This is a genomic window from Thermoactinomyces mirandus (assembly GCF_013868055.1).
Lineage (GTDB): Bacteria > Bacillota > Bacilli > Thermoactinomycetales > Thermoactinomycetaceae > Thermoactinomyces > Thermoactinomyces mirandus.
In genome coordinates this window covers 21,810-47,906 of sequence record NZ_JACEOL010000062.1, presented here as the reverse complement: position 1 = coordinate 47,906, position 26,097 = coordinate 21,810, and the positions used below count along the sequence as shown (strand labels likewise).

Annotated in this window: 33 protein-coding genes, 1 pseudogene and 1 riboswitch; of the genes and pseudogenes, 20 read left to right on the top strand and 14 right to left on the bottom strand. The window is 42.2% G+C overall.

Going from position 1 to position 26,097, the window contains the following annotated elements; genetic code table 11:
* On the top strand, nucleotides 1–1,728 hold a 1,728-nt coding region (locus tag H2C83_RS15605), incomplete at its 5' end, for a PEP-utilizing enzyme (protein ID WP_181742104.1).
* A gap of 429 nt (nucleotides 1,729–2,157) precedes the next feature.
* Here H2C83_RS15605 and H2C83_RS15600 read toward each other — a convergent pair.
* Nucleotides 2,158–3,111, bottom strand: coding sequence for a DUF2332 domain-containing protein (locus H2C83_RS15600; RefSeq protein ID WP_181742103.1), 954 nt, complete (start codon nucleotides 3,109–3,111; stop codon nucleotides 2,158–2,160).
* A gap of 114 nt (nucleotides 3,112–3,225) precedes the next feature.
* On the opposite strand from H2C83_RS15600, the gene H2C83_RS15595 reads away from it, so the two are divergent.
* Nucleotides 3,226–3,603, top strand: coding sequence for a hypothetical protein (locus H2C83_RS15595; RefSeq protein WP_181742102.1), 378 nt, complete (start codon nucleotides 3,226–3,228; stop codon nucleotides 3,601–3,603).
* A 635-nt stretch (nucleotides 3,604–4,238) separates the two neighbouring features.
* Here H2C83_RS15595 and H2C83_RS15590 read toward each other — a convergent pair.
* From H2C83_RS15590 to H2C83_RS15570, 5 genes are all read right to left on the bottom strand, one after another.
* A complete protein-coding gene (locus tag H2C83_RS15590; protein WP_181742101.1) occupies nucleotides 4,239–4,721 on the bottom strand; it encodes a DsrE/DsrF/DrsH-like family protein in 483 nt (160 codons plus the stop codon).
* An 18-nt stretch (nucleotides 4,722–4,739) separates the two neighbouring features.
* The gene (locus tag H2C83_RS15585; RefSeq protein ID WP_181742100.1) at nucleotides 4,740–4,967 is read right to left on the bottom strand and encodes a sulfurtransferase TusA family protein; all 228 of its coding nucleotides are present in this window, start codon (nucleotides 4,965–4,967) and stop codon (nucleotides 4,740–4,742) included.
* A gap of 127 nt (nucleotides 4,968–5,094) precedes the next feature.
* Nucleotides 5,095–5,292, bottom strand: coding sequence for a hypothetical protein (locus tag H2C83_RS15580; protein WP_181742099.1), 198 nt, complete (start codon nucleotides 5,290–5,292; stop codon nucleotides 5,095–5,097).
* Complete coding sequence (locus H2C83_RS15575) at nucleotides 5,276–6,244, bottom strand: GAF domain-containing protein (RefSeq protein ID WP_181742098.1); 969 nt, start codon at nucleotides 6,242–6,244, stop codon at nucleotides 5,276–5,278. Before H2C83_RS15575 ends, H2C83_RS15580 begins: the two co-directional genes overlap by 17 nt.
* Before the next feature lie 357 nt (nucleotides 6,245–6,601).
* Nucleotides 6,602–6,802 carry a thioredoxin family protein gene (locus tag H2C83_RS15570; RefSeq protein WP_181742097.1) on the bottom strand — a complete coding sequence of 67 codons (201 nt, stop codon included), beginning with the start codon at nucleotides 6,800–6,802 and terminating at the stop codon, nucleotides 6,602–6,604.
* A gap of 168 nt (nucleotides 6,803–6,970) precedes the next feature.
* Here H2C83_RS15570 and H2C83_RS15565 point away from each other — a divergent pair, with 168 nt between their 5' ends.
* The 10 genes and pseudogenes from H2C83_RS15565 to H2C83_RS15535 all read left to right on the top strand — a co-directional run bounded on the left by H2C83_RS15565 (nucleotide 6,971) and on the right by H2C83_RS15535 (nucleotide 11,724).
* Nucleotides 6,971–7,300 carry an ArsR/SmtB family transcription factor gene (locus tag H2C83_RS15565; RefSeq protein WP_246333964.1) on the top strand — a complete coding sequence of 110 codons (330 nt, stop codon included), beginning with the start codon at nucleotides 6,971–6,973 and terminating at the stop codon, nucleotides 7,298–7,300.
* A 41-nt stretch (nucleotides 7,301–7,341) separates the two neighbouring features.
* Entirely contained in the window at nucleotides 7,342–8,370 is a 1,029-nt protein-coding gene (arsB, locus tag H2C83_RS15560; protein WP_181742110.1) for an ACR3 family arsenite efflux transporter, read from the top strand.
* Nucleotides 8,371–8,414: 44 nt separating this feature from the next.
* Nucleotides 8,415–8,837, top strand: a complete 423-nt coding sequence (gene arsC, locus H2C83_RS15555; RefSeq protein WP_181742096.1) for an arsenate reductase (thioredoxin) — start codon at nucleotides 8,415–8,417, stop codon at nucleotides 8,835–8,837.
* A 577-nt stretch (nucleotides 8,838–9,414) separates the two neighbouring features.
* Nucleotides 9,415–9,564 carry a hypothetical protein gene (locus H2C83_RS15550; RefSeq protein WP_181742112.1) on the top strand — a complete coding sequence of 50 codons (150 nt, stop codon included), beginning with the start codon at nucleotides 9,415–9,417 and terminating at the stop codon, nucleotides 9,562–9,564.
* A gap of 13 nt (nucleotides 9,565–9,577) precedes the next feature.
* On the top strand, nucleotides 9,578–9,751 hold the full coding sequence (locus H2C83_RS15545; protein WP_312853939.1) for an FAD-linked oxidase C-terminal domain-containing protein: 174 nt from the start codon (nucleotides 9,578–9,580) through the stop codon (nucleotides 9,749–9,751).
* A gap of 85 nt (nucleotides 9,752–9,836) precedes the next feature.
* Nucleotides 9,837–10,088 carry a hypothetical protein gene (locus H2C83_RS17490; RefSeq protein ID WP_312853941.1) on the top strand — a complete coding sequence of 84 codons (252 nt, stop codon included), beginning with the start codon at nucleotides 9,837–9,839 and terminating at the stop codon, nucleotides 10,086–10,088.
* Nucleotides 10,085–10,315 (top strand): hypothetical protein, encoded by a 231-nt coding sequence (locus H2C83_RS17485; RefSeq protein ID WP_220184218.1) that lies wholly within the window; start codon nucleotides 10,085–10,087, stop codon nucleotides 10,313–10,315. Before H2C83_RS17490 ends, H2C83_RS17485 begins: the two co-directional genes overlap by 4 nt.
* Complete coding sequence (locus tag H2C83_RS17480; protein ID WP_220184217.1) at nucleotides 10,308–11,057, top strand: (Fe-S)-binding protein; 750 nt, start codon at nucleotides 10,308–10,310, stop codon at nucleotides 11,055–11,057. The genes H2C83_RS17485 and H2C83_RS17480 overlap by 8 nt, the downstream gene beginning before the upstream one ends.
* Nucleotides 11,058–11,166: 109 nt before the next feature.
* Nucleotides 11,167–11,283, top strand: a pseudogene (locus H2C83_RS18255) (GntR family transcriptional regulator); the annotation flags it as partial.
* 45 nt (nucleotides 11,284–11,328) lie between these two features.
* On the top strand, nucleotides 11,329–11,724 hold the full coding sequence (locus H2C83_RS15535) for a FadR/GntR family transcriptional regulator (protein WP_312853940.1): 396 nt from the start codon (nucleotides 11,329–11,331) through the stop codon (nucleotides 11,722–11,724).
* 293 nt (nucleotides 11,725–12,017) lie between these two features.
* On the opposite strand, the gene H2C83_RS15530 is transcribed toward H2C83_RS15535, so the two are convergent.
* Nucleotides 12,018–12,230, bottom strand: a complete 213-nt coding sequence (locus H2C83_RS15530; protein WP_181742095.1) for a hypothetical protein — start codon at nucleotides 12,228–12,230, stop codon at nucleotides 12,018–12,020.
* 140 nt (nucleotides 12,231–12,370) lie between these two features.
* On the bottom strand, nucleotides 12,371–13,366 hold the full coding sequence (locus H2C83_RS15525; RefSeq protein WP_181742094.1) for an MDR family oxidoreductase: 996 nt from the start codon (nucleotides 13,364–13,366) through the stop codon (nucleotides 12,371–12,373).
* A gap of 98 nt (nucleotides 13,367–13,464) precedes the next feature.
* Between H2C83_RS15525 and H2C83_RS15520 the strand changes: the two genes are divergently transcribed.
* Entirely contained in the window at nucleotides 13,465–14,223 is a 759-nt protein-coding gene (locus H2C83_RS15520) for an arylamine N-acetyltransferase family protein (RefSeq protein WP_181742093.1), read from the top strand.
* 1 nt (nucleotide 14,224) lies between these two features.
* Here H2C83_RS15520 and H2C83_RS15515 read toward each other — a convergent pair whose 3' ends face one another.
* The 3 genes from H2C83_RS15515 to H2C83_RS15505 all read right to left on the bottom strand — a co-directional run bounded on the left by H2C83_RS15515 (nucleotide 14,225) and on the right by H2C83_RS15505 (nucleotide 17,054).
* Entirely contained in the window at nucleotides 14,225–15,145 is a 921-nt protein-coding gene (locus tag H2C83_RS15515; RefSeq protein ID WP_181742092.1) for a S66 peptidase family protein, read from the bottom strand.
* Nucleotides 15,146–15,324: 179 nt separating this feature from the next.
* Nucleotides 15,325–16,395, bottom strand: coding sequence for a M42 family metallopeptidase (locus H2C83_RS15510; RefSeq protein WP_181742091.1), 1,071 nt, complete (start codon nucleotides 16,393–16,395; stop codon nucleotides 15,325–15,327).
* A gap of 2 nt (nucleotides 16,396–16,397) precedes the next feature.
* Nucleotides 16,398–17,054: a YneB family resolvase-like protein gene (locus tag H2C83_RS15505; protein WP_181742090.1), complete on the bottom strand. Its 657-nt coding sequence runs from the start codon at nucleotides 17,052–17,054 to the stop codon at nucleotides 16,398–16,400.
* A gap of 83 nt (nucleotides 17,055–17,137) precedes the next feature.
* Between H2C83_RS15505 and H2C83_RS15500 the strand changes: the two genes are divergently transcribed.
* The 3 genes from H2C83_RS15500 to lysA all read left to right on the top strand — a co-directional run bounded on the left by H2C83_RS15500 (nucleotide 17,138) and on the right by lysA (nucleotide 20,151).
* On the top strand, nucleotides 17,138–17,320 hold the full coding sequence (locus H2C83_RS15500) for a DUF896 domain-containing protein (protein ID WP_181742089.1): 183 nt from the start codon (nucleotides 17,138–17,140) through the stop codon (nucleotides 17,318–17,320).
* A 247-nt stretch (nucleotides 17,321–17,567) separates the two neighbouring features.
* A complete protein-coding gene (locus H2C83_RS15495; protein WP_181742088.1) occupies nucleotides 17,568–18,428 on the top strand; it encodes a DMT family transporter in 861 nt (286 codons plus the stop codon).
* Between the two features lie 123 nt (nucleotides 18,429–18,551).
* Nucleotides 18,552–18,743, top strand: a riboswitch (Lysine riboswitch).
* Nucleotides 18,744–18,837: 94 nt separating this feature from the next.
* Nucleotides 18,838–20,151 carry a diaminopimelate decarboxylase gene (gene lysA, locus H2C83_RS15490; protein WP_181742087.1) on the top strand — a complete coding sequence of 438 codons (1,314 nt, stop codon included), beginning with the start codon at nucleotides 18,838–18,840 and terminating at the stop codon, nucleotides 20,149–20,151.
* Nucleotides 20,152–20,331: 180 nt separating this feature from the next.
* On the opposite strand, the gene gpmA is transcribed toward lysA, so the two are convergent.
* Together gpmA and H2C83_RS15480 are read right to left on the bottom strand one after the other, a co-directional pair.
* Nucleotides 20,332–21,060 (bottom strand): 2,3-diphosphoglycerate-dependent phosphoglycerate mutase, encoded by a 729-nt coding sequence (gpmA, locus tag H2C83_RS15485; protein ID WP_181742086.1) that lies wholly within the window; start codon nucleotides 21,058–21,060, stop codon nucleotides 20,332–20,334.
* A gap of 209 nt (nucleotides 21,061–21,269) precedes the next feature.
* Nucleotides 21,270–22,046, bottom strand: coding sequence for a MerR family transcriptional regulator (locus tag H2C83_RS15480; protein WP_181742085.1), 777 nt, complete (start codon nucleotides 22,044–22,046; stop codon nucleotides 21,270–21,272).
* Between the two features lie 319 nt (nucleotides 22,047–22,365).
* On the opposite strand from H2C83_RS15480, the gene H2C83_RS15475 reads away from it, so the two are divergent.
* From H2C83_RS15475 to H2C83_RS15460, 4 genes are all read left to right on the top strand, one after another.
* Nucleotides 22,366–23,646 (top strand): ArsB/NhaD family transporter, encoded by a 1,281-nt coding sequence (locus H2C83_RS15475; protein WP_181742084.1) that lies wholly within the window; start codon nucleotides 22,366–22,368, stop codon nucleotides 23,644–23,646.
* Nucleotides 23,647–23,725: 79 nt separating this feature from the next.
* Nucleotides 23,726–23,944, top strand: a complete 219-nt coding sequence (locus H2C83_RS15470; RefSeq protein ID WP_181742083.1) for a hypothetical protein — start codon at nucleotides 23,726–23,728, stop codon at nucleotides 23,942–23,944.
* Between the two features lie 161 nt (nucleotides 23,945–24,105).
* On the top strand, nucleotides 24,106–24,459 hold the full coding sequence (locus tag H2C83_RS15465; RefSeq protein ID WP_181742082.1) for a hypothetical protein: 354 nt from the start codon (nucleotides 24,106–24,108) through the stop codon (nucleotides 24,457–24,459).
* 97 nt (nucleotides 24,460–24,556) lie between these two features.
* Entirely contained in the window at nucleotides 24,557–25,183 is a 627-nt protein-coding gene (locus H2C83_RS15460; protein WP_181742081.1) for a spore coat protein, read from the top strand.
* A gap of 324 nt (nucleotides 25,184–25,507) precedes the next feature.
* Here H2C83_RS15460 and H2C83_RS15455 read toward each other — a convergent pair whose 3' ends face one another.
* Nucleotides 25,508–25,993, bottom strand: a complete 486-nt coding sequence (locus H2C83_RS15455) for a thermonuclease family protein (protein ID WP_181742080.1) — start codon at nucleotides 25,991–25,993, stop codon at nucleotides 25,508–25,510.
* Nucleotides 25,994–26,097: the final 104 nt, after the last annotated feature.

The window sequence follows — 26,097 nt, the reverse complement described above, 5'->3', positions numbered from 1 at the left end:
GAAGACGGGGAGTTTTATGTTGTACAAAGCCGGCCGGTCACATCACTCTATCCGTTGCCGGACATTCCGCAGGAACCGCTTCAGGTAATGTTCTCATTTGGCCATGCACAAATGATGACCGATGCCATGAAGCCGATGGGGATTTCGATCTTGCAAACCATTTTTCCAAAAAGTGTTTTTTTGGAAGCGGGCGGGCGCCTGTTTGTCAATCCCACGGAATTTCTCCGTACAAAATATGGAAGAAAAGTATTTCCTATTGTGCTTAAGAATGTTTTTGATGAAAAGCTTGCCAATGCTATCACTGAAGTGATTGAGCGGCCGGAGTTCCGGAAGGTTCCGGCCAAGCCGGGTGTGATTCGCTCAAAACGACAATATATTGTCCCTGTAGTAAAAGATGTGTGGAAAAATCTGTTTAAACGGGATCCCAAATTGGCAAAGGAAAAAGTTGAAGACTTTATGCAGAATAAATGGGCAGATATCCGGAAAGCGGTGCAGGGGACAAGCGGATATAAACGGCTGGAAATGGTTCAATATCAGTTGAATAATCTGGCAAAAGATATATTGCCAGTCCTTTTTCCATATGTGATCTGTTTTCCGATCTCATTCATGTTGCTAAAGAAAGAATTGGGAGATACCAAAGAGTTGTATCAGTTGAACAAATCGCTTCCTGGCAATATTACCAGCCAGATGGGTCTGGAGATTGGCGATCTGGCGGATCTGGTCCGTGAACTGCCGGAAGTGGAAGCATATCTGAAACAGGCCGATGACAAAACCTTTTATGAAGGACTCCTGAAGGTTGAAGGGGGCGAGCGGTTTAAACTGGAATTTGAGAAGTTTATGGATAAATACGGTCATCGTTGCCCGGGAGAAATTGATGTGACCAGACCTCGCTGGCGTGAGGCGCCAACTCAGCTGGTTCCGGCCATTTTGGGGCATATGCGCAGTGTGAAGCCGGGAGAACACCGGCGAAAATTTGCCGAAGGTGAACAGGTTGCCCGGGAAGCAGAGCGGCGGATCATCGGACAGGCGGGACGCAGCAAATATAAAGCCAGACGGATTCAACGTCTTATTGAAGTATACCGCTACATGGGGGGACTTCGCGAGCACCCCAAATATCTGCTAACATTGATTTGGTATGAATGCAAAAAAAATATCATGGTCAAAGCGGAAGAACTGGTGAAGAAAGGGATTCTGCATCGGGCTGAAGATGTGTTTTTCCTGACTTTGGAAGAGTTGATCCAACTGGCTAAAGGGGAATTCCTGCTGAATGTCACTGACCTTGTTGCAGACCGCAAAGAAAAATTTGCCTGGTATCAAACATTGAAACCACCAAAAGTGATGACGAGTGAAGGAGAAATTGTGACCGGATCATCCAAAAGAGGTGAACTTCCCGAAGGTGTGCTTGTCGGAACGCCAGCTTCAGCAGGAATGGTTGAGGGAAAAGCGCGTGTTGTCTTCAAGCCGGAAGAAGCCGATTTCCATGAAGGAGAAATTCTGGTAGCACCCCATACTGATCCCGGCTGGACGCCCTTGTTCCAATCCGCCAAAGCGCTGGTAACGGAAGTGGGGGGATTGATGACACACGGTTCCGTAGTGGCCAGGGAATACGGAATTCCTGCCGTGGTGGGAGTGGATGATGCTACCAGGATAATAAAGGATGGGCAAATGATTCGTGTGGATGGCAGCCAGGGGATCGTTGAAATTATCCTTGATGAAAGCAGTAAGTAAGGAAGATTGAAAAGCGCGTGCTTTTATTTTTGAAAAGGCAAAAAACGGGGCATATTCTGCCCCGAAAGGTTTGTTTTTTTATAAACCTGCATCCCTCCGCCATTATCTATCATAATAAAGCTCATTGTCCACTTGTTTGGGTTCTAATGTAACTTCGACCAATCCTGAATCATAGGCGTATTCATGTTCGTCAATCTGTTTTAATGAGAAAATAAAGATTATGCAGTTCTTTTTTGTCGATTCATTCAAACTTACGAGTATTTAATAAAATTTCGAAAACATAGGCTCTTCTGCATTTGTTCGAGAGAGGCCAACCAGATCGAGGATCATATAGCCCAGGCAAGTATAGCATAACTGTAACAGGAATGAAGAGTTGTTGTTGGAACACTGTCAATATTTGGCTTTATTACCCAAATCGATAATTGAAAATCATTCCGGATCTCTATTCCCTTTGTTTTGACTGTACCACTCAAACCAGCGTCCATGTCCGTCTGTCCGGGCCAGAATCCTATGGTATTTTTCTCCGTCAATAAAGGAATCCAGATGAAGGTCGCCATCCCACATATTGTTATATAAATGAAACACCTCTTTGGTTTTTCCAAGCGATTGAATCTGTTTCATCAACTCAAGTTTGTCTTTTTCCCTGATTTGATTGGCGACATGTGTGTGGAAAATACAAATCGCTCTATCCTTTGGTATTTGTTTCACTAACTGAGGAAGAAGCAAGACTCCATCTCCTTTAATTAGCCGGAGAGAGTAAGATGGTAACAGTCTTGCAGCTTTTTCAAAAAGTTCCACTCGCTTTTTATGCTCTGGCCAGATTAATGATCTCAGCCATAAATAATCTTCTTCATCAGATAAATTATTCACCTTTAAATCAATGCCCAATCGCATGGATACAGGGGGACTTTCCGGTAGCAAAAACGGTTTGCGTTTTCCTTTTATGTCTGCGTGGATCAGGATATCAGAAAGGGGTTTCTTTACCCGACTGTAAATCAGGCAAAAACATGGGTAAAGATAAGCACAACGTCCAATTTCATTGGTTTGGACAAGTTTCTCCTGAAGGATGGAGATGATTTCTTCCCTAAATGAGAGGCAAAAATCGCGAAAATAAGGAAAGGAATATTCTGCTTTTTGTGGATAATCCACAATGCCGGGATAGTATTTTCTCAATTCGTGATTTTTTCCTTTTAACAAAAGATAATGAACCGCTCCGAGAAAGAGGTTGGGTACCGGTTGGCCTGAGCGGGCATGTAAAGCGATTTCAAGCAATTCTTTATCTTCGGAAATATTTAATGCCAGATGTCCATACAAAATACTTGAATTTTTGCATTCATTCAACGCAAAATTCCGAAATAAATGAGACAAACTTTCTTTTTTCATTACCAGCCCTCCACCGATGATAAAAAATAGTTTCAAAATAAAGGGAAACTGCCATTGGTTTCCTAATACAATAATATATTATTTTTTATATCCCTGACAGGCGGGAGGGCTATTATGAAAAATCGCGAAACGATCCCGGGGCATCTGTTGCATGACATTTACAATGACTCTGATCTCCAGATTCATTATTTTATAGATTCCTATGAAGAATGGAAGGAGATCTGGCGCCAAGTTCCGACAGAAGTGACAGATTGTTTGGAAACTTTGGGGGCAAAATATCGGCATGATCAACATTTAATGAGTCAAAAGAAAAAGGAAATATTATCAGATATAAAAAAACACTTTCCCGAAGTATGGAAGTATTTTCATCCAAACGGGAAATTCAGCAAATATCATTGGGATTATGCAAATTCTGCTTTCTGGTGCCGTTTGCAATTCAAAAAACAGGGAATTTCCGAAGAGGAAAGTTGGCAGGAAACGGTATCGTCTTAAGCTGGCAATCATGTTATACGAGAAACCGGGATATCAAATCCAAGACTGCTGAACATGAAATTGGCAGTGAAAATCCGGGAAAGGTATAAAAGAAAAAGGAAATTAAGACGTTTGCAGAGCAAGTGCATATGGTAAAGGAAATAAATGTTGAATAAAATCTCAAAACAAATCAACTTGGCGAGATATCATTTTGTGACAAGAGCGGAAATTTGGAAGACCAGAAAATGATAGTGCGCCAAATCCCTTATAAATTAAAGGGTTTGGCTATCATTATTTTATAAGGTTACAAAAGAATTGTTTTGTAACGGTATATAAAAGGTGGAAAGAATGGGGAAATTAAATCAATTTATAACGCAAAAAATAGCAGTTATTTTTCTTTTATCTCAGTATGAACAGTTAACTGTATTTTTGAGAAATCGAAAGTTTTCTCATTTCTATAATGCACTCTCAGCCAAAATCAATATTGTGATCAATAAAATGATTTGTTGATAACCCGTTACTACTTCTGGCTGACTTTCGTGCCTGTAATCTAAAAACAGAATCAAAAAACAGCAAGGGTTCTTCATTCCCTTGCTGTTTTAAAAGATCAATACTATATAATGTCTCATAATTGCTTCAGTGATAATGATTGCAATCTATACAAACAAGTTGATGTTGGCATCATCAGCCTCTGCCAGATATGTAGCAACTCCGGCGTATTCCAAACCGTCGATCAATTCTTCTTTCTTAATGCCCAGTACATCCATGGACATGGAGCAAACTACCAGTTTTACATCCATTTCTTTTGCTGTTTCCATCAACTCTTGCAGAGTGGCAATATTTTTCTTTTTCATGATATATTTCATCATCCAGGCGCCCAGGCCGCCGAAATTCATTTTAGACAGACCAAGTTTGTCAGGCCCTTTCGGCAGCATCCAGCCAAACATTTTTTCAAGAAAAGATTTTTTGCCGGTTCCATGATAATTTTCTTTACGCAACAAGCTGATTCCCCAAAAAGTAAAAAACATGGTTACCTGTTTTCCCATTGCCGCAGCACCTGTAGCGATAATAAAACTGGCAATTGCTTTATCCAAATCTCCACTAAAAACAATTAATGTTGACTTATTATTTTCACTCATGTTATCGCCCCATAGCAATTAAGATTTTTGAATCCAAAAAATGTACATGCCTTCTTCTTCTTTCCTTTCAATCAGCTTATTTCCTGTTGTTTTGGCCCAAGCTGGTATATCACTGTAAGACCCGGAATCATTTGTAACAATCTTCAATATTTCTCCGGATTTCATTTTTTTGATGGCTTTTTGCGCCTTGACCAATGGCATGGGACATTGCAACCCTTTGGCATCCAAAGTCTGATCTGCCTCCACTTGCATCCCCTCCATTTTTTAAATTTATGTTTTTACTAAAGAATATAACGAAAAAGCATCAAACTAGCACCATTATTGTATTAAATTTTTTCGACAATCCCATTACTCTAGCCAGAAAACAAGAAATTTACTTGAATTTGCGGTTTTTGTCTGATGACCGATTTCGAATCAGTTTTAAAAATTTCTGTTTTACTTTCAGCCGTTCATGGTCAAACAAACCATTTTTCATCTTTTCCATCAGTTCTTCTCTGGTTAACTCTCCATCCCGGTACATTTTATTCAATTTTTTTCTTTCTTCAAATGACGGCTTACGTACCTGTGCCATTTTTATCACCTCGCTTATTTAAATCAATATAAATCAGCGGATACAGCAGACTGGCGAACAAAGTGGCGCGTTCAATTTCAATATCTTCATATGCGTTCACGGGAGAACCGGTAATTGTAAGTACACCGATTCTTGTCGGTTCATAGTTGCCGGCTTTAATAGGGACACATAAAATGGTACGATATACTTTTCGTGAATGTGTCTTCAAATCATATTCATAAGAGGGGTCTTCAACATCAGGCACATAGTAAACCTCGTTCGTTCTCCAGGCACGGCCAGCTGCACTTCCGTAAATGGGTGGTTCATATATTTTTACGCGGTGAGAGTGTCCGCTGGAATGAGCAAAATGCACAAGAGCATCATTTTTTTCAGGATACTTGACATGAATGATTACCCTGGGATTTTTGTACCGGAAATTCTTTAATGTATTCACCAAATAATCAAGCAGATTCATGAAAATATCATCACGGTTCTGCCGGAATCTCTCCTGATCCACGATGGCCGCTGCAACTTCTTCGGCGGTATACATGATTTGAGACATGGTATATGTTTCATCATCATATTTTTGATCCAATTCTTCATACAGGTTTTTCAGCATCTCTATTTCTTCTTTGAATTTTGTTAATTGAACCTTTTTCTGTTCCAGCTGATTTTTCTTTTCTTTTAACAAATCCATTAATTCCTGCCGGTCATTTTCCAGAAGGAGTACCTTCTTTTCCAATTCTTCGTTTTCTTTCCGGCAAGTATCCAATTGAATGAGTGCCATTTGGCTGCTTTGGTCTCCCCCGTCCAGACTGCGCCCCAACCAGTCACTTTTTCCTGTTGCAAATCGATAGATGTGGACCAGTAATGTCGCTGAAATTCCTACAGCTACAACAATTACGAAGAAATCGAAAAACCACCCCGAATTTTCGTTTAAAAGCTCCAGCATTTTTATAAGATCTTCTGTCATCGTTCCGCTCCCTATTTCACTTGGTCATGTCCGGGTTATTTCTCTGCTTTTTGGCATCTGATCCGAGCCATTAACCAGCCGGGACAAAATAGCTAAGTAGCTGTTATGTCCGTTTTTAACAAGCTATTAAAGAAACGGGAGAAAAAATCATCATATTTACCCTATTCCCCTGCCAGTTCCATTATACAACAAAACAACAACGTTATAATTAATATTTTAAAAATGTTTAAAAATTTATAATTTATTATTTTATTATGGTTATTATTGAATAATAATTGACGATAAATAAACCATCGAACAACCTTGAAAAGTGACTCAATGGTTTATATGGTCCAATACAAAAAATAAACATCCTGATCACCGGGCATCTTTGAGTATCTTAACTATCTCTTTTGGTTTTAAAACCTTTCCATAAGAAACAACCTTCTCGTCGATTACCAAGCCGGGTGTAAACATAATTCCATATGACACAATCTTTTCCACATCAGTTACTTTAACAAGTTCCGCTTCTCTTCCGGATTCTTCAAGAGCGACTTTCGTATTTTCGCCAACTTCCACACTTTTTTGATGATCTCTGAAACCTGATCTATAGTTTTGATTTGTGAATAGTTTATAACGGTCAACCTTTCCTTTGCATTAGAGGTTATCACTCTAAACTTGTTTTTTATAATGTTTTATGATAACAATGATATAAGCATATGCTTATATACAAATGAGGTGATGAATATGCCGGATTTTGAACAATTGACAGAATGTTACAAAGCCTTGGGAGATCAAACCCGCTTGCAAATTTTGTCATTCCTCAAAGAAGGAGAACGATGTGTGTGTGAACTGGTTCAAATTCTCAACATAACGCAGCCTGCTGTTTCCCGGCATATGCGAAAACTGAAAAATGCAAAGCTGGTCAAGGAACGCCGGAGCGGTCAGTGGGTTTTCTATTCATTGGACGGTTCTATATACCCCTTCTTTGAAAAGATTGTTGACTCTTTACCGGATTCCTCAGAAGAGATTGAAAAGCTGAACATATGTGATTCCGGAATTTCCTGCAATTCGTAAGTCTTTTGGACAAGAAAGGTTGTGACACGATGAGCGGTGTGATGAAAAAGCTCTCACTTTTGGATCGGTATTTGACATTATGGATTTTTCTCGCCATGGCTATTGGAATTGGCTCCGGTTATCTTTTTCCTGGCATGGTTAAGGTATTGTCCAGCTTTCAGGCGGGAACAACATCCATCCCGATTGCCATTGGATTGATTCTGATGATGTATCCACCCCTGGCCAAAGTTCGGTACGAGGAACTGGGGCAAGTGTTTCGCAACGTAAGAATCCTGAGTTTGTCACTCGTTTTAAACTGGATCATTGGACCTGTTCTGATGTCCCTGCTGGCTATCCTGTTTTTACAGGATAAACCGCAATACATGATCGGACTCATTCTGATCGGTCTGGCCAGATGTATAGCAATGGTGATTGTTTGGAATGATTTGGCGAATGGCAACAGAGAATATGCTGCAGGTCTGGTTGCATTCAACTCGATTTTCCAAATTCTCTTCTATTCTCTTTACTCATATGTATTCATCACCATTATGCCCGGCTGGCTGGGGCTGGAAAGCGCTGTTGTAAATATCACGATAGGACAGATTGCCGAAAGTGTTCTGATTTACCTTGGCATTCCTTTTTTTGCCGGAATGATTACCCGCTTTACGCTGGTTAAATCGAAAGGTCGCCAATGGTATGAAGACAAATTTATTCCTGTCATCAGCCCATTAACCTTGATTGCGCTCTTATTTACGATTATCGTCATGTTTTCTTTAAAAGGCGAACTGGTTTTGCAGTTGCCGTTGGATGTACTTCGGATCGCTGTTCCGCTTCTCATCTACTTTGTCGTAATGTTCCTTGTTTCATTTTATATGGGTAAGAAAATGGGAGCCAATTATTCAAAAACCGTTTCCCTGTCCTTTACCGCCGCCAGCAACAACTTTGAACTGGCGATTGCGGTCGCTATCGGTATTTTTGGCATTAATTCCGGAGCTGCCTTTGCTGCGGTAATCGGCCCGCTTGTTGAAGTTCCTGTCATGATTGGCCTGGTAAATGTGGCATACTGGTTCCAGCGCAAGTATTTTGCATAAGAAACAAATGCAGTCAGACAATAATTTCCCGGAAGGAGAAAATCATGTCAGATAAAAAATTCATTTGCTTTCTCTGCACAGGCAACTCCTGCCGCAGCCAAATGGCAGAGGGATTTGGAAAAAAGTATTTAAGCGATACTTTTAAAGTATACAGCGCCGGGATCGAAGCACACGGTTTAAATCCCAAAGCAGTGAAAGTCATGGCCGAAAAGGGCATCGATATATCCAAACAAACATCTGATCTTATAGATCCGCAGTTGCTGAACAAAGCAGACTATGTGATTACTCTCTGCGGTGACGCCAATGATAAATGCCCGATAACACCCCCTCATGTCCATCGTGACCATTGGGGATTTGAAGATCCGGCCAAAGCACACGGAACCGAAGAAGAAATATGGGAAGTGTTCTGCAGGGTAAGAGATCAAATTGAGGACAGAATAATAGAGTTTGCAAAAAGAAACAAGTAAAAAACAAAAGCATAGGTAAGCCCAGTGAAAACAAAAGTCAGATAAGAACGTTTAACAGGCAATCTCAACCATTCACATGACAGGGATTGCTTGTTTTTTACTTTTAATCTAATTTCCAACAAATTCTGCTAATCCTTGCATCCAAAATCTGTCGAATTTGATGAAAAACATTCCGAAGGAAGGTTTCCTAATGGATGTTTTCATCCGGTAATGTTGATGACCCCCACCCCGTATCTGATACGTTTGGATGATCTATAGGTTTTATCGTCAACTTGTCATTTTTCGGTTATTTTATAACTTTCAACCTACAGGCTGGTTATGGTAGACCAGTTTGCTCAAACCAACCGAGGTACGCTTTGCAGCATAGCGAGAACAAGAACAGGAAAGTCCACGGAGATACGGTTCACGATAAAGGCTCTTGCAGACCTCGAACCCGTATCGGATTTGCAATAAAACAAGACTTGGAATGTATATGATACATTTCAGCTTGTCGACAAAGTCTGTTTTCAAACAGGTCGACAAGCTTTTTTTGTCGAATCAAGATAAGAAAGAAAATGAAAAGTGGGGGGGATTTGCGGTGTTATCTAAACGTGGAACAAGCGGTCGAAACCAACTGGAGATCATAGCACTCGATGATTTAGTCCCTGCGGACCAGATGGTCCGCAAGATTGAAGACTGTATTGACTTTGATTTTATCTATGACCTAACGGGTAGAAAAGGCAGTTGATGAAATCTTTGATGTGGCTGTAAAGCTGGGTGGCACCCTTTCAGGGAAACACGGGATCGGAATGGCTAAAGCAAAATACCTCGATTTGGAGTTCGGCCAGGCTGGAGTTGATGTGCCGCGCCGCATCAAAGAAGCTTTAGATCCGAAGTACCGTCTTAATCCAGGTAAAATTGTAGGGAGGGATTAAGTTGTCAATCTTCCACTCCCTGGAAGCTGTACAAGGAGATATAAATAAATGTATGAAATGTGGCAACTGACAGGCCGTTTGCCCGATTTATAAAGAGAACCGTAAAGAGGTAGGAACAGCCCGGGGTAAGATCAAGCTGATAGAATCCCTGCTTGAAGGCCAGATCGGGATGAGTGAAGGTTTAGCTGATCGGCTCTTGCTCTGTACTACTTACGGTGCTTGCACACAGAACTGTCCCTGCGGAGTGCGTTTCGACAAGATTATCCTTGGAGCCCGCGCAGAAGCTGTTCGCAAAAAAGGATTGTCCCCGATCAAAAAACCGCTTTTACTGCTTTGAAGCACAATAACCTGTTTGACTTGGGATTAAAAGTTGGTTCCCGTTTTCAGGGGCTGGCCTTTAAAAAGGTGAACGATAAAGGTGGCCGGATCCGCTTTCCTGTTGGCATTGACCAGAAGAAAATTATACTGCCTTTAGCTAAAGTCCCCTTTAAAGACCAGATGCCTAGTCATCAAAGTAAACAAGCCAAGGATGAAAGTTGCTTTCTTTGTCGGTTGCATGAATAACTATATTTACACCGATATGGGCAGAGTCCTGGTGGAAGTCCTTAAGGCCAATGATGTAGAAGTTATGATCCCCAAGGAGCAGCATTATTGCGGGACTCCGGTTTATGTAAACGGTGACGTGGAGACTGCTACAGCCATGGCCAAGTCGAATCTGGACATCTTCGATAAAACCGGGGCCGATGCCATTGTTTTGGACTGCGGTACTTGTACTGACTCCTGGAAACACGACTACAAGGAACTCCTGGAATTTGATGACACAGGTTACAAAGAGAAAGCCGAGAAATGGGCGGCCAGAACCTACCAAATATCTGAGTTCCTGGTCAATGTAACCGGTTTTGGGAAGGATAACCTGGGTACGGTGTCAAAGAAAGTTACGTATCACGATCCTTGCCATGTAGCCAGAAGCCTGGAAATTACCAAGGAACCGCGGGCTGTTCTTAAGAGCATCCCGGGAATTGAACTGATAGAAATGAAAAATCCCGGAAGTTGCTGCGGGATGGCCGGGTCGTTTAGCTTAATTTTTCCTGAGTTGTCGGAGAAAATCTTAAAACGCAAAGTTAAAGATATTGCCGCAACAAAGGTTGATCTGGTGGCTACCAGTTGCCCGGCATGCAGAATGCAACTTTCCGACGGCGTTGAAAATGCCGGAATGGGGAATGACGTAGTTCATGTGATCCAACTTCTGGCGGAGGCTTACCGCAGTAAACAAAACGGGCAACAGGCCTTTAACAATGCTGACTGATAGAAGGTGAGCTACGCTTGAACCTGAAACCCATTAAGACCAGGAAAATCTACGAAGAGGTTGTGGAACAGATTCGCCAACTAATTCAAAAAGTGGACTACAGTCGGGTGATAAGCTGTTATCAGAACGGGAGTTGTCTGAACGTCTGAAAGTGAGCAGGGCCTCCGTGCGTGAGGCACTGAGCGTCCTTGAACTGATGGGGTTAATTGAGGTCAAGCCGGGGCACGGTACGTTTATCCGGCAAGCCAATTTGGACTCCATTGTTGGTCCCATGGCTCTGATTTTGTCTATGGAGAAGGACACTATCTTTGAGTTGTTGGAAGCCCGGAAAATTCTCGAAGTGGAAGCTGCTGGCCTGGCGGCCGAAAGGGCTTCGCAAGAAGATCTGAAAGCAATTAAACACGCCCTGATACAAATGCGCAGTGATCTTGACCAAAACCGTCTGGGAGAAACTGCTGATCAAAACTTTCACTATTCCATAGCCCACGCTACCCGGAATTCAATCCTGCAACTTTTAATGAATTCTATCTCTGATACTATGAAAAAGACTTTGCGGTTAAGCCGGGAACAGTTGCATCTTACTCCGGGAATGCCGGGAAAGTTGTATCGGGAACATGAGCAAATTTACAACGCTATTTTCCAGCGTAACCCCCAATTAGCCCCGTAAATACATGTCCGACCATCTGGTTGGCGTAGAAAAGTATATGACTGTGATATGAAGAAGAATCCATAAACAATAAGAAACACCCTAACCTGATTTCATGGCTAGGGTGCTTCTGTCCTGTAGCACTTCGCAGGGTGGATGACTTGTTTGTTTATTGCTCATTATGTCCCGGACTTTTAAAACGATTTTGTTCCTGCTGGTTGACCTCGGCTAAAAATGTCGGGAGCCTAACGATTCCCTGCAGTATGGAGTAGTACCAGCGAAGATGTCGCTACCTCAAACACACATACCCCCATTCAAAACGGAATGGGGGTAAAATAGTCGCCGACATGGCCCGGTGTTTTCGCAAACTGACCATGTTCAAGCGATTCCCCGGCATAACCGCACCAAAATGATTCAAATTTTGAAAAAGCAACAGTTGCGGGATTGCCTTCGACCTGCTTCCTTCCCTGAACTGGTCGGTTCGCTTTCAAAATGGGAAATGGCACATAAAACAGGCATGGTAACAAACCTCTTCATAATCCTGGCATTTTATATACCGGTTTCGCCACTCTGTGATTGTTATCTGCCTTACATATCATCAAGTAAGAAAAACATTAAACCGTATCTGAAAATGAATTGATGATGTTTATACAGAGTAAAACAGCAATTACTGTTGAATATCAATAACGATTCGTCCGTGCACTTCACCACGCAGGATTTTCTCACTTAATGCGGGAACATCTTTCAGTCCATGCACTTCAGTAAGCTCATCCAGCAACTCGGCAGACAATACTTCAGCCAGCCGATTCCAGGCTTCTTTACGCACCTCTGGCGGACAAGTATTGGAATCGATTCCGACCAGTTTGATTCCCCGCAAAATAAAGGGATAAACCGTTGCATTCAGTTTATTGTCACCTGCCAAACCGCAGGAAGCGACTGTCCCATAGTAACTGACTCCGGCCAGTGTGTTGGATAATGTATTTCCACCAACGACATCGACAGCTCCACCCCAGCGCTGCGATTGGAGCGGACGCGGTTTTTCCGCCAGTTCCCGCCTGTCGATAATCTCCGTTGCACCCAGGGATCTTAAAAAGGAATGGGCACTTTCACTGCCTGTGGAAGCATCAACCTGATATCCAAGCCGGGACAGAATGGCCACTGCCAAACTTCCCACGCCTCCGGAAGCCCCTGTAACCAGGATGGGTTTTTCCCGATTGATCCCGTGCTTTTTTAGTGCCATGATAGCCAGCATCGCCGTGAGGCCAGCCGTACCAATGCTCATCGCATGTTTCATACTAAGTGCATTAGAAAGCGGAACAAGCCATTCCGCCTTGGCTGAAGCATATTCGGCATATCCGCCCCAATGCGTTTCTCCTGTTTCCCAGCCCGTTAAAATGACCGGGTCACCTGGCTGATATGCGGGCGATTTTGACTTTTCCACAGTTCCAACCAAATCGATCCCGGGGATCATTGGGTATTTGCGCACGATCTTGCCCCGGTTTAAAACAGCCATACCATCTTTGTAATTAAGACTGGAATAATGAACACGAATGAGGACATCTTCAGCGGGCAAATCCTGAAGAGACAGTTTTTTAAAAGAATAAAAGACATTGTCTTGCTCCCTGTCGACTACCAAAGCTTCAAATTTGGCATTATCGCGCACTTACATACCTCCTTCATAGCCTACTAAACTTCATTATCACATAAAAACACTTTTTTCGATACAATAAGGTTAACTGAAAAAAAGCAAAGGGGATCAGGATGAATATTTACCATTATCTCAAGCGAATCAATGTTACACTTCCACTTGAACCGAACCTTTCCAATCTGGTTCATTTAATACTGCAACACCTGAAGTTTATTCATTTTGAAAATCTCGATATTATCTGTCATCGCCCCATTCGGCTGCAAACCGAACCGCTTTTTCAGAAAATCGTTGTTCAGGGACGCGGCGGTGTTTGTTTTGAATTAAATGGATTGTTTCATTACCTGTTAAAGGAATTGGGTTATGAGATAAAAATGATTTCGGCAACCGTCCGCCTTCCTTCAGAGGAATGGGAAATGGAAGATACGCACTTGACCAATATCGTCGAAACAGACGGCGGAGAATATTTGGTTGATATAGGTTTTGGCGGAAACGAACCGCGTACACCTGTCCCCTTGTCGGGAAAGCCGGTGCGGGACATCACGGGAGAATACCGAATTTCCAGGGATGGGAATTGGCTGTACCTGGAGAAGAAAGATCCAACCCATGACTGGCATTGTTTATATCGCTTTCTCAAAGAAAAGAAAACACTGCAGGACTTTATCCATCCCTGCCATTTGATTGAAACGTCTCCCCGCTCTTTATTTAACAAATCTTATTTTTTATCCAAAGTCACTTCTGATGGAAGGATTTCCCTAATCGACCGCAAGCTGGTCTGCGTGACCCAGTCTCAAAAAAAGAAAAGGGAAGTGAGTGAACAAGAACTTTCGGTCCTTATTAAAAAACTGTTTAACATCCAACTGACAGACCTGTAACTTACGATACAACACTTTCCTCAATGTGAAGCACTCCCTGACTGGCATCCATTTCAACGCTGGCTCCAATCGGCAAAGTGATATTAGGCAGACAGTGCCCGGCGCTTAAACCATAAAAACAGGGAATCTTCAGCGGGGAGAGCAAATCATGAATCACTTCTTTCAGGGGAAGCGAGGGTTTATTCGTTCGGGGAGAAAGATGAAAATCCGTCAGAATGATCCCTTTTGCTTCATTCAGCTTTCCAGCCAGCCTTAGCTGTGTTAGCATTCTGTCAATTTGGTAAACTTCTTCATTTACTTCTTCAATGAACAATATTTTGTCTTTGGTATCTATTTCAAAGGGAGTACCTAACGTGGAACAGATTAAACTCAAGTTGCCACCTGTCAGCTCCCCCTCTGCAGATCCGGGCACAATCGTATAAAAACTCTCGTTCCCCTGAAAACAGCATGGCTGCCTGTCGCCTGAGCATATGGCCTGCAAGGTATGCCAACTTTCATCATCGCCTCGGTCTGCCAATTCCGCCGCCATCGGTCCGTGGAAAGTAACAAGACCTGTACTTTGATGAATGGCTATGTGTAAAGCGGTAATGTCACTGTAACCGACGAAGATTTTTGGATACTGACGAATTTTCTCATAATCGATCTTGTCCAAAAGGCGTAAACTCCCGTATCCTCCTCTTAAACAAAAAATCGCTTTCACTTCAGAGGCGAGAAACATATGTTCAAGATCTGCGGCCCTTTCCTGATCACCCCCTGCCAGATACCCGTATTCTCTTTGTGCCGACTTGCCCAATTTTACACGATAACCCTGACTGCACAAAATTTCAATCGCCTTATCGATTTTTTCTTCACTAACCGGACTGGCTGGAGAAATGATTCCAATCACATCTCCATGGTACAAGGATTTTGGTTTGATAACCAAGATTTTGCGCCCCCTTTAAAGTCAAAACAGAAAAAATCGTAAACCTGCAGAAAGAAAATCGTACTTCCATAAATTATATGACGAAAACCTTTGTATCAAAACCATTTACACAATGCTGTGAACAGGCAGAGAAAAAGCTCCTCCTTGTTAATTACACGGGAGGAGCTTTTTAGATTGATTTAAGAAACAATGGTTTCATAAGCGGTCTGATCCAGTTTTTTCACCAAGGCAATCACAAATTCTTTGGCTGCCTCAATGTCCTCTTTATCCACAACAGTTACATTGGAATGGATATACCTCCCGCAAATCCCGATTGCTGCTGACGGGACACCGATCCCGGTCTGGTGGACGCGTCCGGCATCCGTTCCTCCTTGCGATACAAAAAACTGATAAGGAATATGCATTGATTCAGCCGTATCCAACAAAAAATCTCTCATCGCCTGCAGCGGAATCATTGACCGGTCATAAATCCGGATTAAAACCCCTTTGCCAAGTTCCCCAAAACCATCTTTGATCCCGGGGGTATCGCCTGCCGGACCGACATCAGCTGTAAAAAAGACATCTGGTTCAATCATATTTGCGGCTGTGCCCGCTCCGCGCAAACCCACTTCCTCCTGAACGGTAGCTCCGGCATACAAAATGTTGGGGTGTTCCTCATTCTCAAAGTACTGTAAAAGTTCTACCGCCAAGCCGCAGCCAAACCGATTGTCCCATGCTTTACCCAGCAAACGTTTTCCGCCTTCCATCTCGACAAAATCACAGTATGGAACGGCAAAATCCCCAAGTCGCACGTCCCAGCTTTTAACAGTTTCATCACTGTCCGCGCCAATATCGATAAACATTTTTGAGACATCCATCGGTTTGTTGCGCTGTTCCGGGTCCAGAAGATGAGGAGGGGTTGAACCGATTACGCCGGGAATCCGCTTTCCGGAGCGAGTAACCACCTCTATCCGTTGCGATAGCAACACCTGTGACCACCAGCTGCCAATGGTTTGAAATTTCAGGAAGCCTTCCCTGGTGATTTTTGTAATCATGAATCCAACTTCATCCATATGTCCGGCAACAAGTACTTTTGGTCCATTGGAATCACCTTTTTTTACCCCGAAGATCCCGCCTAACCGGTCCTGGACAACGTTTTCAGCCAATGGGGTTATGTATGAACGCATCACTTTCCGCACTTCATGTTCGAAACCAGAGGTCCCGGGAGTTTGAATCAACTTTTTGTAAATGTCCCAATTACCTTCAGCCATAGTTATTCCTCCATTTTTTGCTTGTTTTTCCACTCCTGATATCTCCGGTGGACTGTTGCACGTGATACGGGATAGCCAAATCCTTTCAGTGTTGCAGCGATTTCCTCAAAAGTCAATTTCTTTTCTCTCAGGGCAATAATCTGCTCCAAAGGCACCTCTACTTTGTCTCTTCCTCCAAGCCCTCGGTTTTTCAAGTTTTTGGCCGGGTTATATCCCTTTTCGCGAATGGCGCGCTGCATCCCCCAGCTGATTTTCTGGTTCATCATTTTGCGCTGCAATTCTTCTACCTTCGCTATAATCGAAAGCACCGTCGATTCTCCGGCATCCAGCTCCAGTTCGCCCTGATTCTGTCTGGAATAAATACGACAGCCCGACCGCGCCAGCTGGTGAATGATGGCAAGCTTTGCTTCTCCCCGGCCAAGCCGGGTATCATCCTGAATTATAACCGCATGGACTTTTTCTTTTTTGATCGTATCAAACAACTGGTACAATCCGATGCGGTTTAAATCAAAACCGCTGTGTTGTTCCGTAATCACCTGAGTTACATCAAAACTCAGTTCTTTTGCCCAGTTTGCCAACAGCTCCACCTGCCTGTCCAAACTGGTCTCTTGTTCTTCTTTCCGAGTGCTTACCCTTGCGTAAATAACAGCTTTTTTCATAGGAGACCTTTCTGCTCATCCTCTCAAAAATCTTGCCAGATTGCGTTTGATTAAGTAAATTATTACAAGAAGGAGTGATTCTGTTGATCAACAAACAACTAATTGAACGAATCAACCAGCTTGCTCGCAAAAAAAGAACGGACGGATTAACCAGAGAAGAACAAAAAGAACAGGCAAGGTTATATGAAATTTATCTTGATGGAATTCGCGGGCAAGTAAAACAACAGTTATCCAGAGTCCGATTTGTGGACAAGTCCAAACATTGATTGTTTGTTTCCATTATATTGTACACCGTGTATGCGTATAAATAAACTCCGAAGCCCAGCCCGGATTTATCTGTTATAAACCTCCCATTATGACACAAATGGTTCAGCCGCCGATTTATTATGACTTGATGATTCTCACCGGAATCGCAACATTTGCCGAACCCGTCAGTAAATAAACCCACACATTAATCATACAGACTTTATGCAAAAGGTGTCCAAAGACATTTCGAGCAGGAGGAAAAACATCATGAACAAATGGCTTGGTCCCGTTTTCCTGATTGCCGCTGCCGCCATCTGGGGAGGAATGTATGTCGTCAGCAAAGTGGTTTTGGAAACAGTTCCTCCCTGGGTTTTGCTGGAGATGCGCTTTGTCATCGGCCTGGTTGTTTTGGGAATTTGGGCCTGGTACGCAAATGAGTGGAAAATTGCCTTTCGCGATTTAAAAGCAATGGCTTTGATCGGACTTATTGGATATACGGGTTCTATCGGGTTCCAATTTGTAGGCACCCACCTGTCCGGCGCTTCGTTGGGAGCGTTGATTACTTCGGCTTCTCCCGCGCTGATTTCTCTTTTTGCCTGGAAACTCTTGCGGGAAAAACCAGACAGGAAAAAGGTTTTTTCTCTCGTTATTGCGACCCTGGGCGTAATGATTGTAATCGGCTTGCCCTCGGATCCTGGCTCCGCTCCTTTTATTGGCAACATCATTCTTTTTGGTGCAGCTGTAACATGGGCGCTGTATACTGTTTTAAGCCGCGTTCAAACATTGAAATATTCATCGCTGACCGTTACTTTATGGGCTAACCTTTTCGGTGTAATCTTTACTTTCCCCATGTCATGGTGGGAATGGCAGGCCAAAAATGCAAAGTGGCCGGTTGACGGAGAAATCTGGCTGGGGATCCTTTATCTTGGCATCATCTCTACAGCTCTGGCCTTTTACTTTTGGAACAAAGGTTTCCAATATATTGACACTTCTGCCGGTTCATTGTTTTTCTTTTTCCAGCCCATTGTGCCCCAAACCAGAAAAACGAGCAAGCCATCGTCAAACAGGCGAAACCATGATGAAGCCTGTACTTTGTTAAGAATATGCATTTCGCATCCAAACCGATAACTTTTTTCAGGAAATTTTTAACCACCATCTTGCAAATCATGAGCTATCTCATTATACTGGAACATAATTAAAATCAAAAAGTGATCATATTGTTGAAAAACCTCATCATAGCTGGCTGACTAGTGATGAGGTAGAGGTCGCGACTTTTAAGAGTACTTCATTCGAGGTGCAGAGACACCAATGACACTGAGGGAAAGGAAAAGCCGCCGAAGTCTGCATGTTTCTCTGAACCTGCAGGCTGGGGCCGTCTCCGAACAGGGACGGAACTGTCACGTCATTCCTTTTCCAGGGGATACGTGGTGCGCTATCTTTATGGAGAATTGGTTATGGTGAGATGAAATCATTGCCGTCCATAAATTTTTTCCCTTGCCACTGTCTCCTAACACCAGTTGATTAGGAGGTTTTTTATATGTCATTGCACCAGATGAAAATAAATGACCGAGGGCATTTGGAAATTGGAGATTGTGATACTGTCGAACTGGCAAGACAGTATGGAACGCCGTTATATGTTTATGATGAGATGAAAATCCGCCAAAATGCAAGACGCTTTCTCCTCGCTTTTCAGCAAAGCGGTTGTTCCTTTCAGGTTGCCTATGCCAGCAAGGCATTCAGTTGTATAGCCATGGCTGAGTTGGCTGAAGAGGAAAACCTGTCATTGGATGTTGTTTCTGGCGGTGAACTGTATACAGCTTTGAAAGCGGGTTTCCCTGCTGAGCGCATTCATTTTCACGGCAACAATAAATCGGAAAAAGAACTGCGGATGGCGCTGGATGCGGAAATCGGCTGTTTTGTGGTAGATAATTTTTTTGAACTTGAATTGCTGCATGATCTGGCCAGAGAGTACCAGCGGGAAGTGAAAATTTTGCTGCGGCTGACCCCCGGGATCGAAGCACATACCCATAAGTACATCACGACGGGCCAGGATGACTCGAAATTTGGATTCAACGTAAAAAATAACCATGCACTGATCGCGATCAAAGAATCATTAAATAAACCTTACTTTCATTTATCAGGAGTTCACTTTCACATTGGTTCGCAAATTTTCGACGTCCATGGATTTGTCCAGGCAATTCGAATGATTCGAAAACACCTGGATCACGTCCATGAAGAAACAGGCTATGAAGTCGAAGTATTAAACGTAGGCGGCGGATTTGGAATTCAATATACAGAAGAAGATCATCCGGCATCTATTGAAAACTATATTCAAACCATTACATCAGAAGTAAAAAGCGAGTGGGAAAAAAGAGGATTGAAATTCCCGGAAATATGGGTGGAACCTGGAAGGAGCCTTGTTGGAAACGCAGCCATTACCCTTTATCGGGTCGGAGCGATCAAAGACATTCCCGGAATCCGAAAATATGTATCCGTTGACGGAGGAATGACTGACAATATCCGTCCGGCCCTTTACCAGGCAAAATACCATGCCGTGTTGGCAAACCGGGCCGGTGAATCTCCGCATGAAGAGGTGGCAATTGCCGGGAAATGCTGCGAATCTGGTGATATCCTCGTGCGAAATATTCATTTGCCTAAAGTAAACAGCGGAGACCTGCTTGCCCTTTTTTCAACCGGTGCCTACGGATATTCCATGGCCAGCAATTATAACCGACTGCCCCGTCCTGCGGTAGTCTTTGTCAAAAACGGAAAATCTCGTATTGTGATTAAGCGGGAAACCTATGAAGACTTGATACAAAATGACCGGAGAAAACAGGTTTTTGCCTATTAATGACAGAAGAACACCGGCTGACAAAACCGGCGGGTGTTCTTTTTTTTGTTTTTAACAAAAAAGGCTGGTTTTCTACCTTCAGGGAAAAGGCACATTTAAATGCATTTCAGACACAATGTAACCGACTATTTACATGTTAATACAGTTATATATATATCTTTCTAAAAAGTTAATTTCCATTCAATCCCCGTCTGTGGTTTTCGAGGCTTTGTTATCACCGTTTTCCAGATAGTAATGCCTTATTGGTTCAAGATCATCATCAAGTTCATAAACAAGAGGTATTCCGGTAGGAATATTTAAGCTGGAGATCCTGTCAGGAGAAATATTATCCAGATATTTCACCAACGCTCTTATTGAATTTCCATGAGCCGAAATAATCACTCTTTTATCGTCCTTTATGGCAGGTACAATTGCCTCTTGCCAATATTTAACAACCCTTTTTTCTGTATCCTCAAGATTTTCTGTAAGAGGAAATTCCCCTTCTTTTAAACTTTTATACCTCATATCAGAAGCTCCATATCTTTCATCATTCTTGTCAAGTGCCGGAGGTCTTACGCTTGCGGATCTTCTCCATAAATGGACTTGTTTTTCCCCGTATTTTGCTGCCGTTTCTGCCTTGTTCAATCCTTGCAGAGCACCATAATGTCTTTCATTCAACATCCACGATTTATAAACGGGAATCCATAAAAGATTCATTTCATGAAGAATAATCCCTAAAGTTTGTATTGCCCTCGTAAGGACGGAAGTAAAAGCTATGTCAAATATATATCCGTTTTTCTTCAGAATTCTTCCCGCTTGTCTTGCTTCTTCTACTCCTTTTTCTGATAAATCTACATCCGTCCAGCCAGTAAACCTGTTTTCCAGGTTCCATACACTTTGACCATGACGAATGAGTACAATTTTTTTCATGGCAGACACCTCCACATGCAACCTCTTTTTACTTTTCCTCATAAATTGGTAAATAATGTGAAAAAGTTAAAAAAGGAGGAAGGATTCCCTATCCTCCTTTTTTCAAGATAAAGATTATCATATTTTAAACTAAACGTACAACCAGATCCAAATTTCGGCTGATCGACCTGTTAATGCTTTAACGAATAATCCTTTTTTTGAATAAATTCTCAAACGTGCCCATCACTGTTCCTAAACCCTGTATAAATATGGATAGCGTCTCTCAAAAACTCAGTCATCCCCGGCTCTTTTTCGTAATAATTCTTGAACCGTTCATCTTCCACATACATTTGGGCAAGCCCGGCATGCGCTTCCCTGCTGTAGTCACTCCAAGTAAACAAAAGCCATTTTTTGTGCAGTTCCGCTGTTTTCTGAGCGAGTTCACCCGCCGGATCACCCGTTTTAAATGCTTCGGAAAGCGTCGCCAGGACTTCATCAGTCAGGCGCGTAAACTCCTCATACTCTTCCTTCGTCATATCAAGGAACTTTTTATTGGACCGGTCTATGACGTCATCGCCGTATTTGGTACGGATTTCTTTTCCGTATTTTGTCTCGTTTTCCTCGATCAACTGTTTCTTGAACCCTTCAAACTTTTCTTTATCCGTCATAATCAATTTTCCCTCCATAGAAGCAATCGTTTTTTCCACATTGGCAATCAGTACATCCAACTGTTTTCTCTTGTCGAGGAGTTGTTCATGGTGTTCCCGAAGAGCCCTGGCCCCGTCATAAGCGGGAGAAATAACGATTTCCTTGATCTTGTTCAGACTGACTCCCAGTTCTTTGTAAAACAGGATTTGCTGCAGGCGGTCAACTTCAGCTCGCCCGTATATCCGGTACCCTGACGAATTGATTCTTGCCGGCTTCAGAATCCCGATTTCATCATAATACCGGAGGGTCCTGACGCTGACCCCTGCCAACCGGGCCAGTTTCTGTACGGTATATTCCATCGATTCACCTCCTGACACCATAACCATACACCTTTACGGTTACGTCAATGTCAATCCTTTTTTTATTTTAGGATCATGCAGTGTAATCCGATTCCCTGGCATCAAAATGAAAGACCTTTACATAATCAAGTAGTTAACGTTATAATTTTGGATGGATACAATTTTAAATGGTTATTTATGGAGGAGTCTGTCACTAACGGGCTCCTTTTATCTTTTTCCAAACCAGCCATGAACAACAGTTGACGAAAGGAGGGAATATTCGGATTATCTTTGCGATCTCTGGATATAACTAAAAAATCACAAATTTTTGGGAGGTACTATGGAACAACAAGCAATTTTGGCAATTGGCATTTTCGTGGTTATTTATGGATTAATCATTGCAGAAAAGATTCATCGCACCATCGTCGCCATGATTGGCGGAGGACTGATGATTGTTCTCGGGATTGTTGATCAGGAGACAGCAATACACCATATTGACTTCAATACACTTGGCCTGCTTGTCGGCATGATGATTATTGTTAACATTACAGCGGAAACAGGTCTGTTTAAATATATTGCAGTAAAAGCAGCCAAAAGAGTAAAGGGAGATCCCGTTCGCATTCTGATTGTACTGGCGCTCATCACAGCATTTGGATCAGCCTTTCTGGACAATGTAACAACCGTTCTTCTTTTGGTGCCGGTCACCTTTAGCATTACACGCCAACTTGGCGTAAATCCCATTCCTTTTCTCATCGCCCAAATTCTTGCTTCCAACACAGGCGGAACGGCAACGCTGATTGGTGATCCGCCCAATATCATGATCGGAAGCGCCGTCAAGGAACTGACATTTATGGCGTTTATCTTGAATTTGGCCCCAATTGCCATTTTAATCACAGCTGTATTTGTGCCAATTTTTATCATTCTATTCCGCAAACAGATTCAAACGACTGAAGAACGGAAGCAGAGCATTATGCAGATGGATGAAACAGAATTGATTACGGACCGCAAACTGCTGAACAAATCCTTGTTTGTCATGGGACTGACGATACTTGGCTTTTTCATGCATCAACTTCTTCACTTGGAGTCAGCTACTGTTGCACTGGCCGGCGCATTTATCCTGCTCCTTCTCACCGGGGAGAAAATGATGGAAGAAGCATTCCAAAAAGTAGAATGGATGACGATCTTCTTCTTTATCGGGTTATTTATGCTTGTCTCCGGTCTTGTTGAAACAGGAGTCATCTCAGAATTGGCCGAACAGGCAATTGCGATGACGGGTGGAGATCTGGTTATTACCTCAATGCTGATCATGTGGCTTAGTGCCATTGCATCTGCCTTCGTTGATAATATCCCGTTTGTCGCAACCATGATTCCAATGATTCAGGAAATGGGAAATATGGGCATCAGCAACCTGGAACCTTTGTGGTGGAGCCTCGCGCTGGGAGCCTGTCTGGGCGGAAACGGCACGTTGATCGGGGCCAGCGCAAATGTTATTGTTGCCGGAATGTCAGGAAAAGAAGGATATCCGATTACCTTTATTCAATTTCTTAAATACGGCTTTCCATTAATGCTGCTTTCCGTCATATTGGCGAGCATCTATGTATACTTGCGTTACCTGATCTAAGGAGGGGATATTTCTGAAACTGACGTACCGTTATGACCCGGATATCATTAAAATCGAGGAAAAACCGAATGATAAAGATGTGGAGTTTAACATTCAAATTTTGAAGGAAACCCCCTATGTCAACGAGTTGAGAAAAGTACGCAATTTTTTTGATGAAAATGATGTCTATACGGATGTACTCTTTTATGTCTACACAAACCATAAATACCAGGTAATTGTACGGCAAGATTATTACAATGATTTCATTATTCAGTTAATGAAACACCGGCTGTTGAAAAGTGTAGAATGGACCGTTTAAGATTCTTTGATTGAAGCAGGCAAAGTGAATTCGTGTATTAATTTTGCATTAAAAGCATATAATAATAACAAATTTTAGAGTTTGCTTTTTTGGAGGAGTCTGTCACCGACAGGCTCCTTATGCTGTAAAATTGTATTTTTTGTGACGAAAGGGATCGGGAGATGCAAATTAATTACCGCCAAACATACCAGGAACGGATAAGTAACGCTTATCGTGAAGGGCAATACCGGTTATTCGGAAAGAAATGTACGGATGTTGACGTGTTAATTTATCATAACCATATTTTTATTATTTCAAAAGACGAATCTGAAACCTCTTCCCGAATTACCATTCGCGGAAGAAGAATAGATCCTGCATTAAACGAAATGAAACAAATAGAATATGATACTTATATGAAATCAACTCTTTCACAGATTACCGGTTGTAATGTTGTTTGCTGTCAATTTAATATTATTTTCAGCAATGGATTGATCATGGATATTTATTGTATGGATGGGAAGTTGGATCATCCATAAATCCCAGCTATACTTCCAGACCTTTAAGGATTTCTTTGCTTTTGAAGTATAAAATTTTAATCGTTTGGCAATCATGACTGTAGAGGGAGGGATTTTCATGAAATTGGCAGCACATGAATTGCATGATTTGCATGAGCTGGTTATGAGTTGTTTGAACACGATCACCAATATGGCCTATATGCTCCAAAATGTACAGGATGCAGATTTTAAAAGTATTTTGGAAAGACATTTTCCTTTACATGTACGTGACTACAACATGAAAGTAGAATTTCTCAATGCAACGCAAGGAGCAGAAGAAGAACTTCCCATTTTAAAGATTAATGGTGAACTTGATGACTTTACTGTATCTCCAGCCAGTGTATACCCTGCCGTACAACCGCGTACGGTGGTAACCAATCTGAATGACCGGGAAATGGCAACCGCTTATCTTTTAACACTTAAAAGGGCTGGCCGTGAATATGCCTGGACTGCTATGGAAACTGCAAATCCCAAACTTCGTTCCTTTCATGAAACAGCCTTCTTGATGAGTTGTTCGCATGCTTATGATATGTGGCAGTACATGGTCAAAAAAGGGTACTATCCATTGGAACCTGCGGACCAAACGATGACCGGGAAAATTGGCGCTGTCTACCAGGTAGTCCCTGAAGATCAGCCACAAATTCAACAGTATTTATCCCAACATCAGAATCCAACTCAAGGAACAAATTCCCAACTATATCAATGAAAAGAACAACAAAAGACTGCTCCTTTTCCTGGAAGCAGCTTTTGTTTATACAATTCATAAGAAGTCTCGCTGAGAGTTTTTAATTCTCCATAGTCTCTTTTCTCTTTTGCAACAACAGAACGCATAACCTGGTAAAAGTACGAAAAAATAATTAGTAAGCATTTTCAATTTCCTTTTTCCCTTTTCCCTGAAACAAGCTTATGACTTGTGAAGGAAGCCTACTTTTGCACAGCAAGCCAAATCACAGCATAATATATCATAATATATATCGGAATATTTTGTCTATTCACAAAACCAGGGACCACAAACAAAGCATCCCTGTTATTACTGATGATGAATATTCCTTACACGGTTTATCATTTCACCATTAAAATGTTCATATTCCCAAATTCCGCGTTTTTCCTTGCGGGCCATTGCTTCCAAACGCAGGAACTCTTCCAGATACTTCTGTTCTGACTTGAATTTCCGTGCGCGATGTGGAATGACACAACGGGCCAAACCTCTTTTTAATAACAATGGTTGTAAATGGATATCATCAATATAAACATGAGCCAGGATTCTGCCATAATGATCGCGTTTGATTACTCCCTGTTCAATGGTTAAATCCCTGCCTCTTTGCAGAAGGCTTGAAATATATTTCTTGGCTTCGAGCGCTTTGAAATGCTCCAGCAAGTTGGTTGAATTCACTTCAGGAGTATCAATATATAAAAGGCGAATCCGCTCCAACTTTCGATTATTTTTAATTTTAAGTGTATCCCCATCGATTACCCGTACATCTTCAATAGGTATCTTCTTTCTTTTAGATGGCAAATGACTCCATCCCTTCTGCGAAACTCGCATCGCCTATATTAATATTATAGCATAATTGATATAAATATTTTATTAATTTTTTAATGTAATTAATTTTTTTGGAA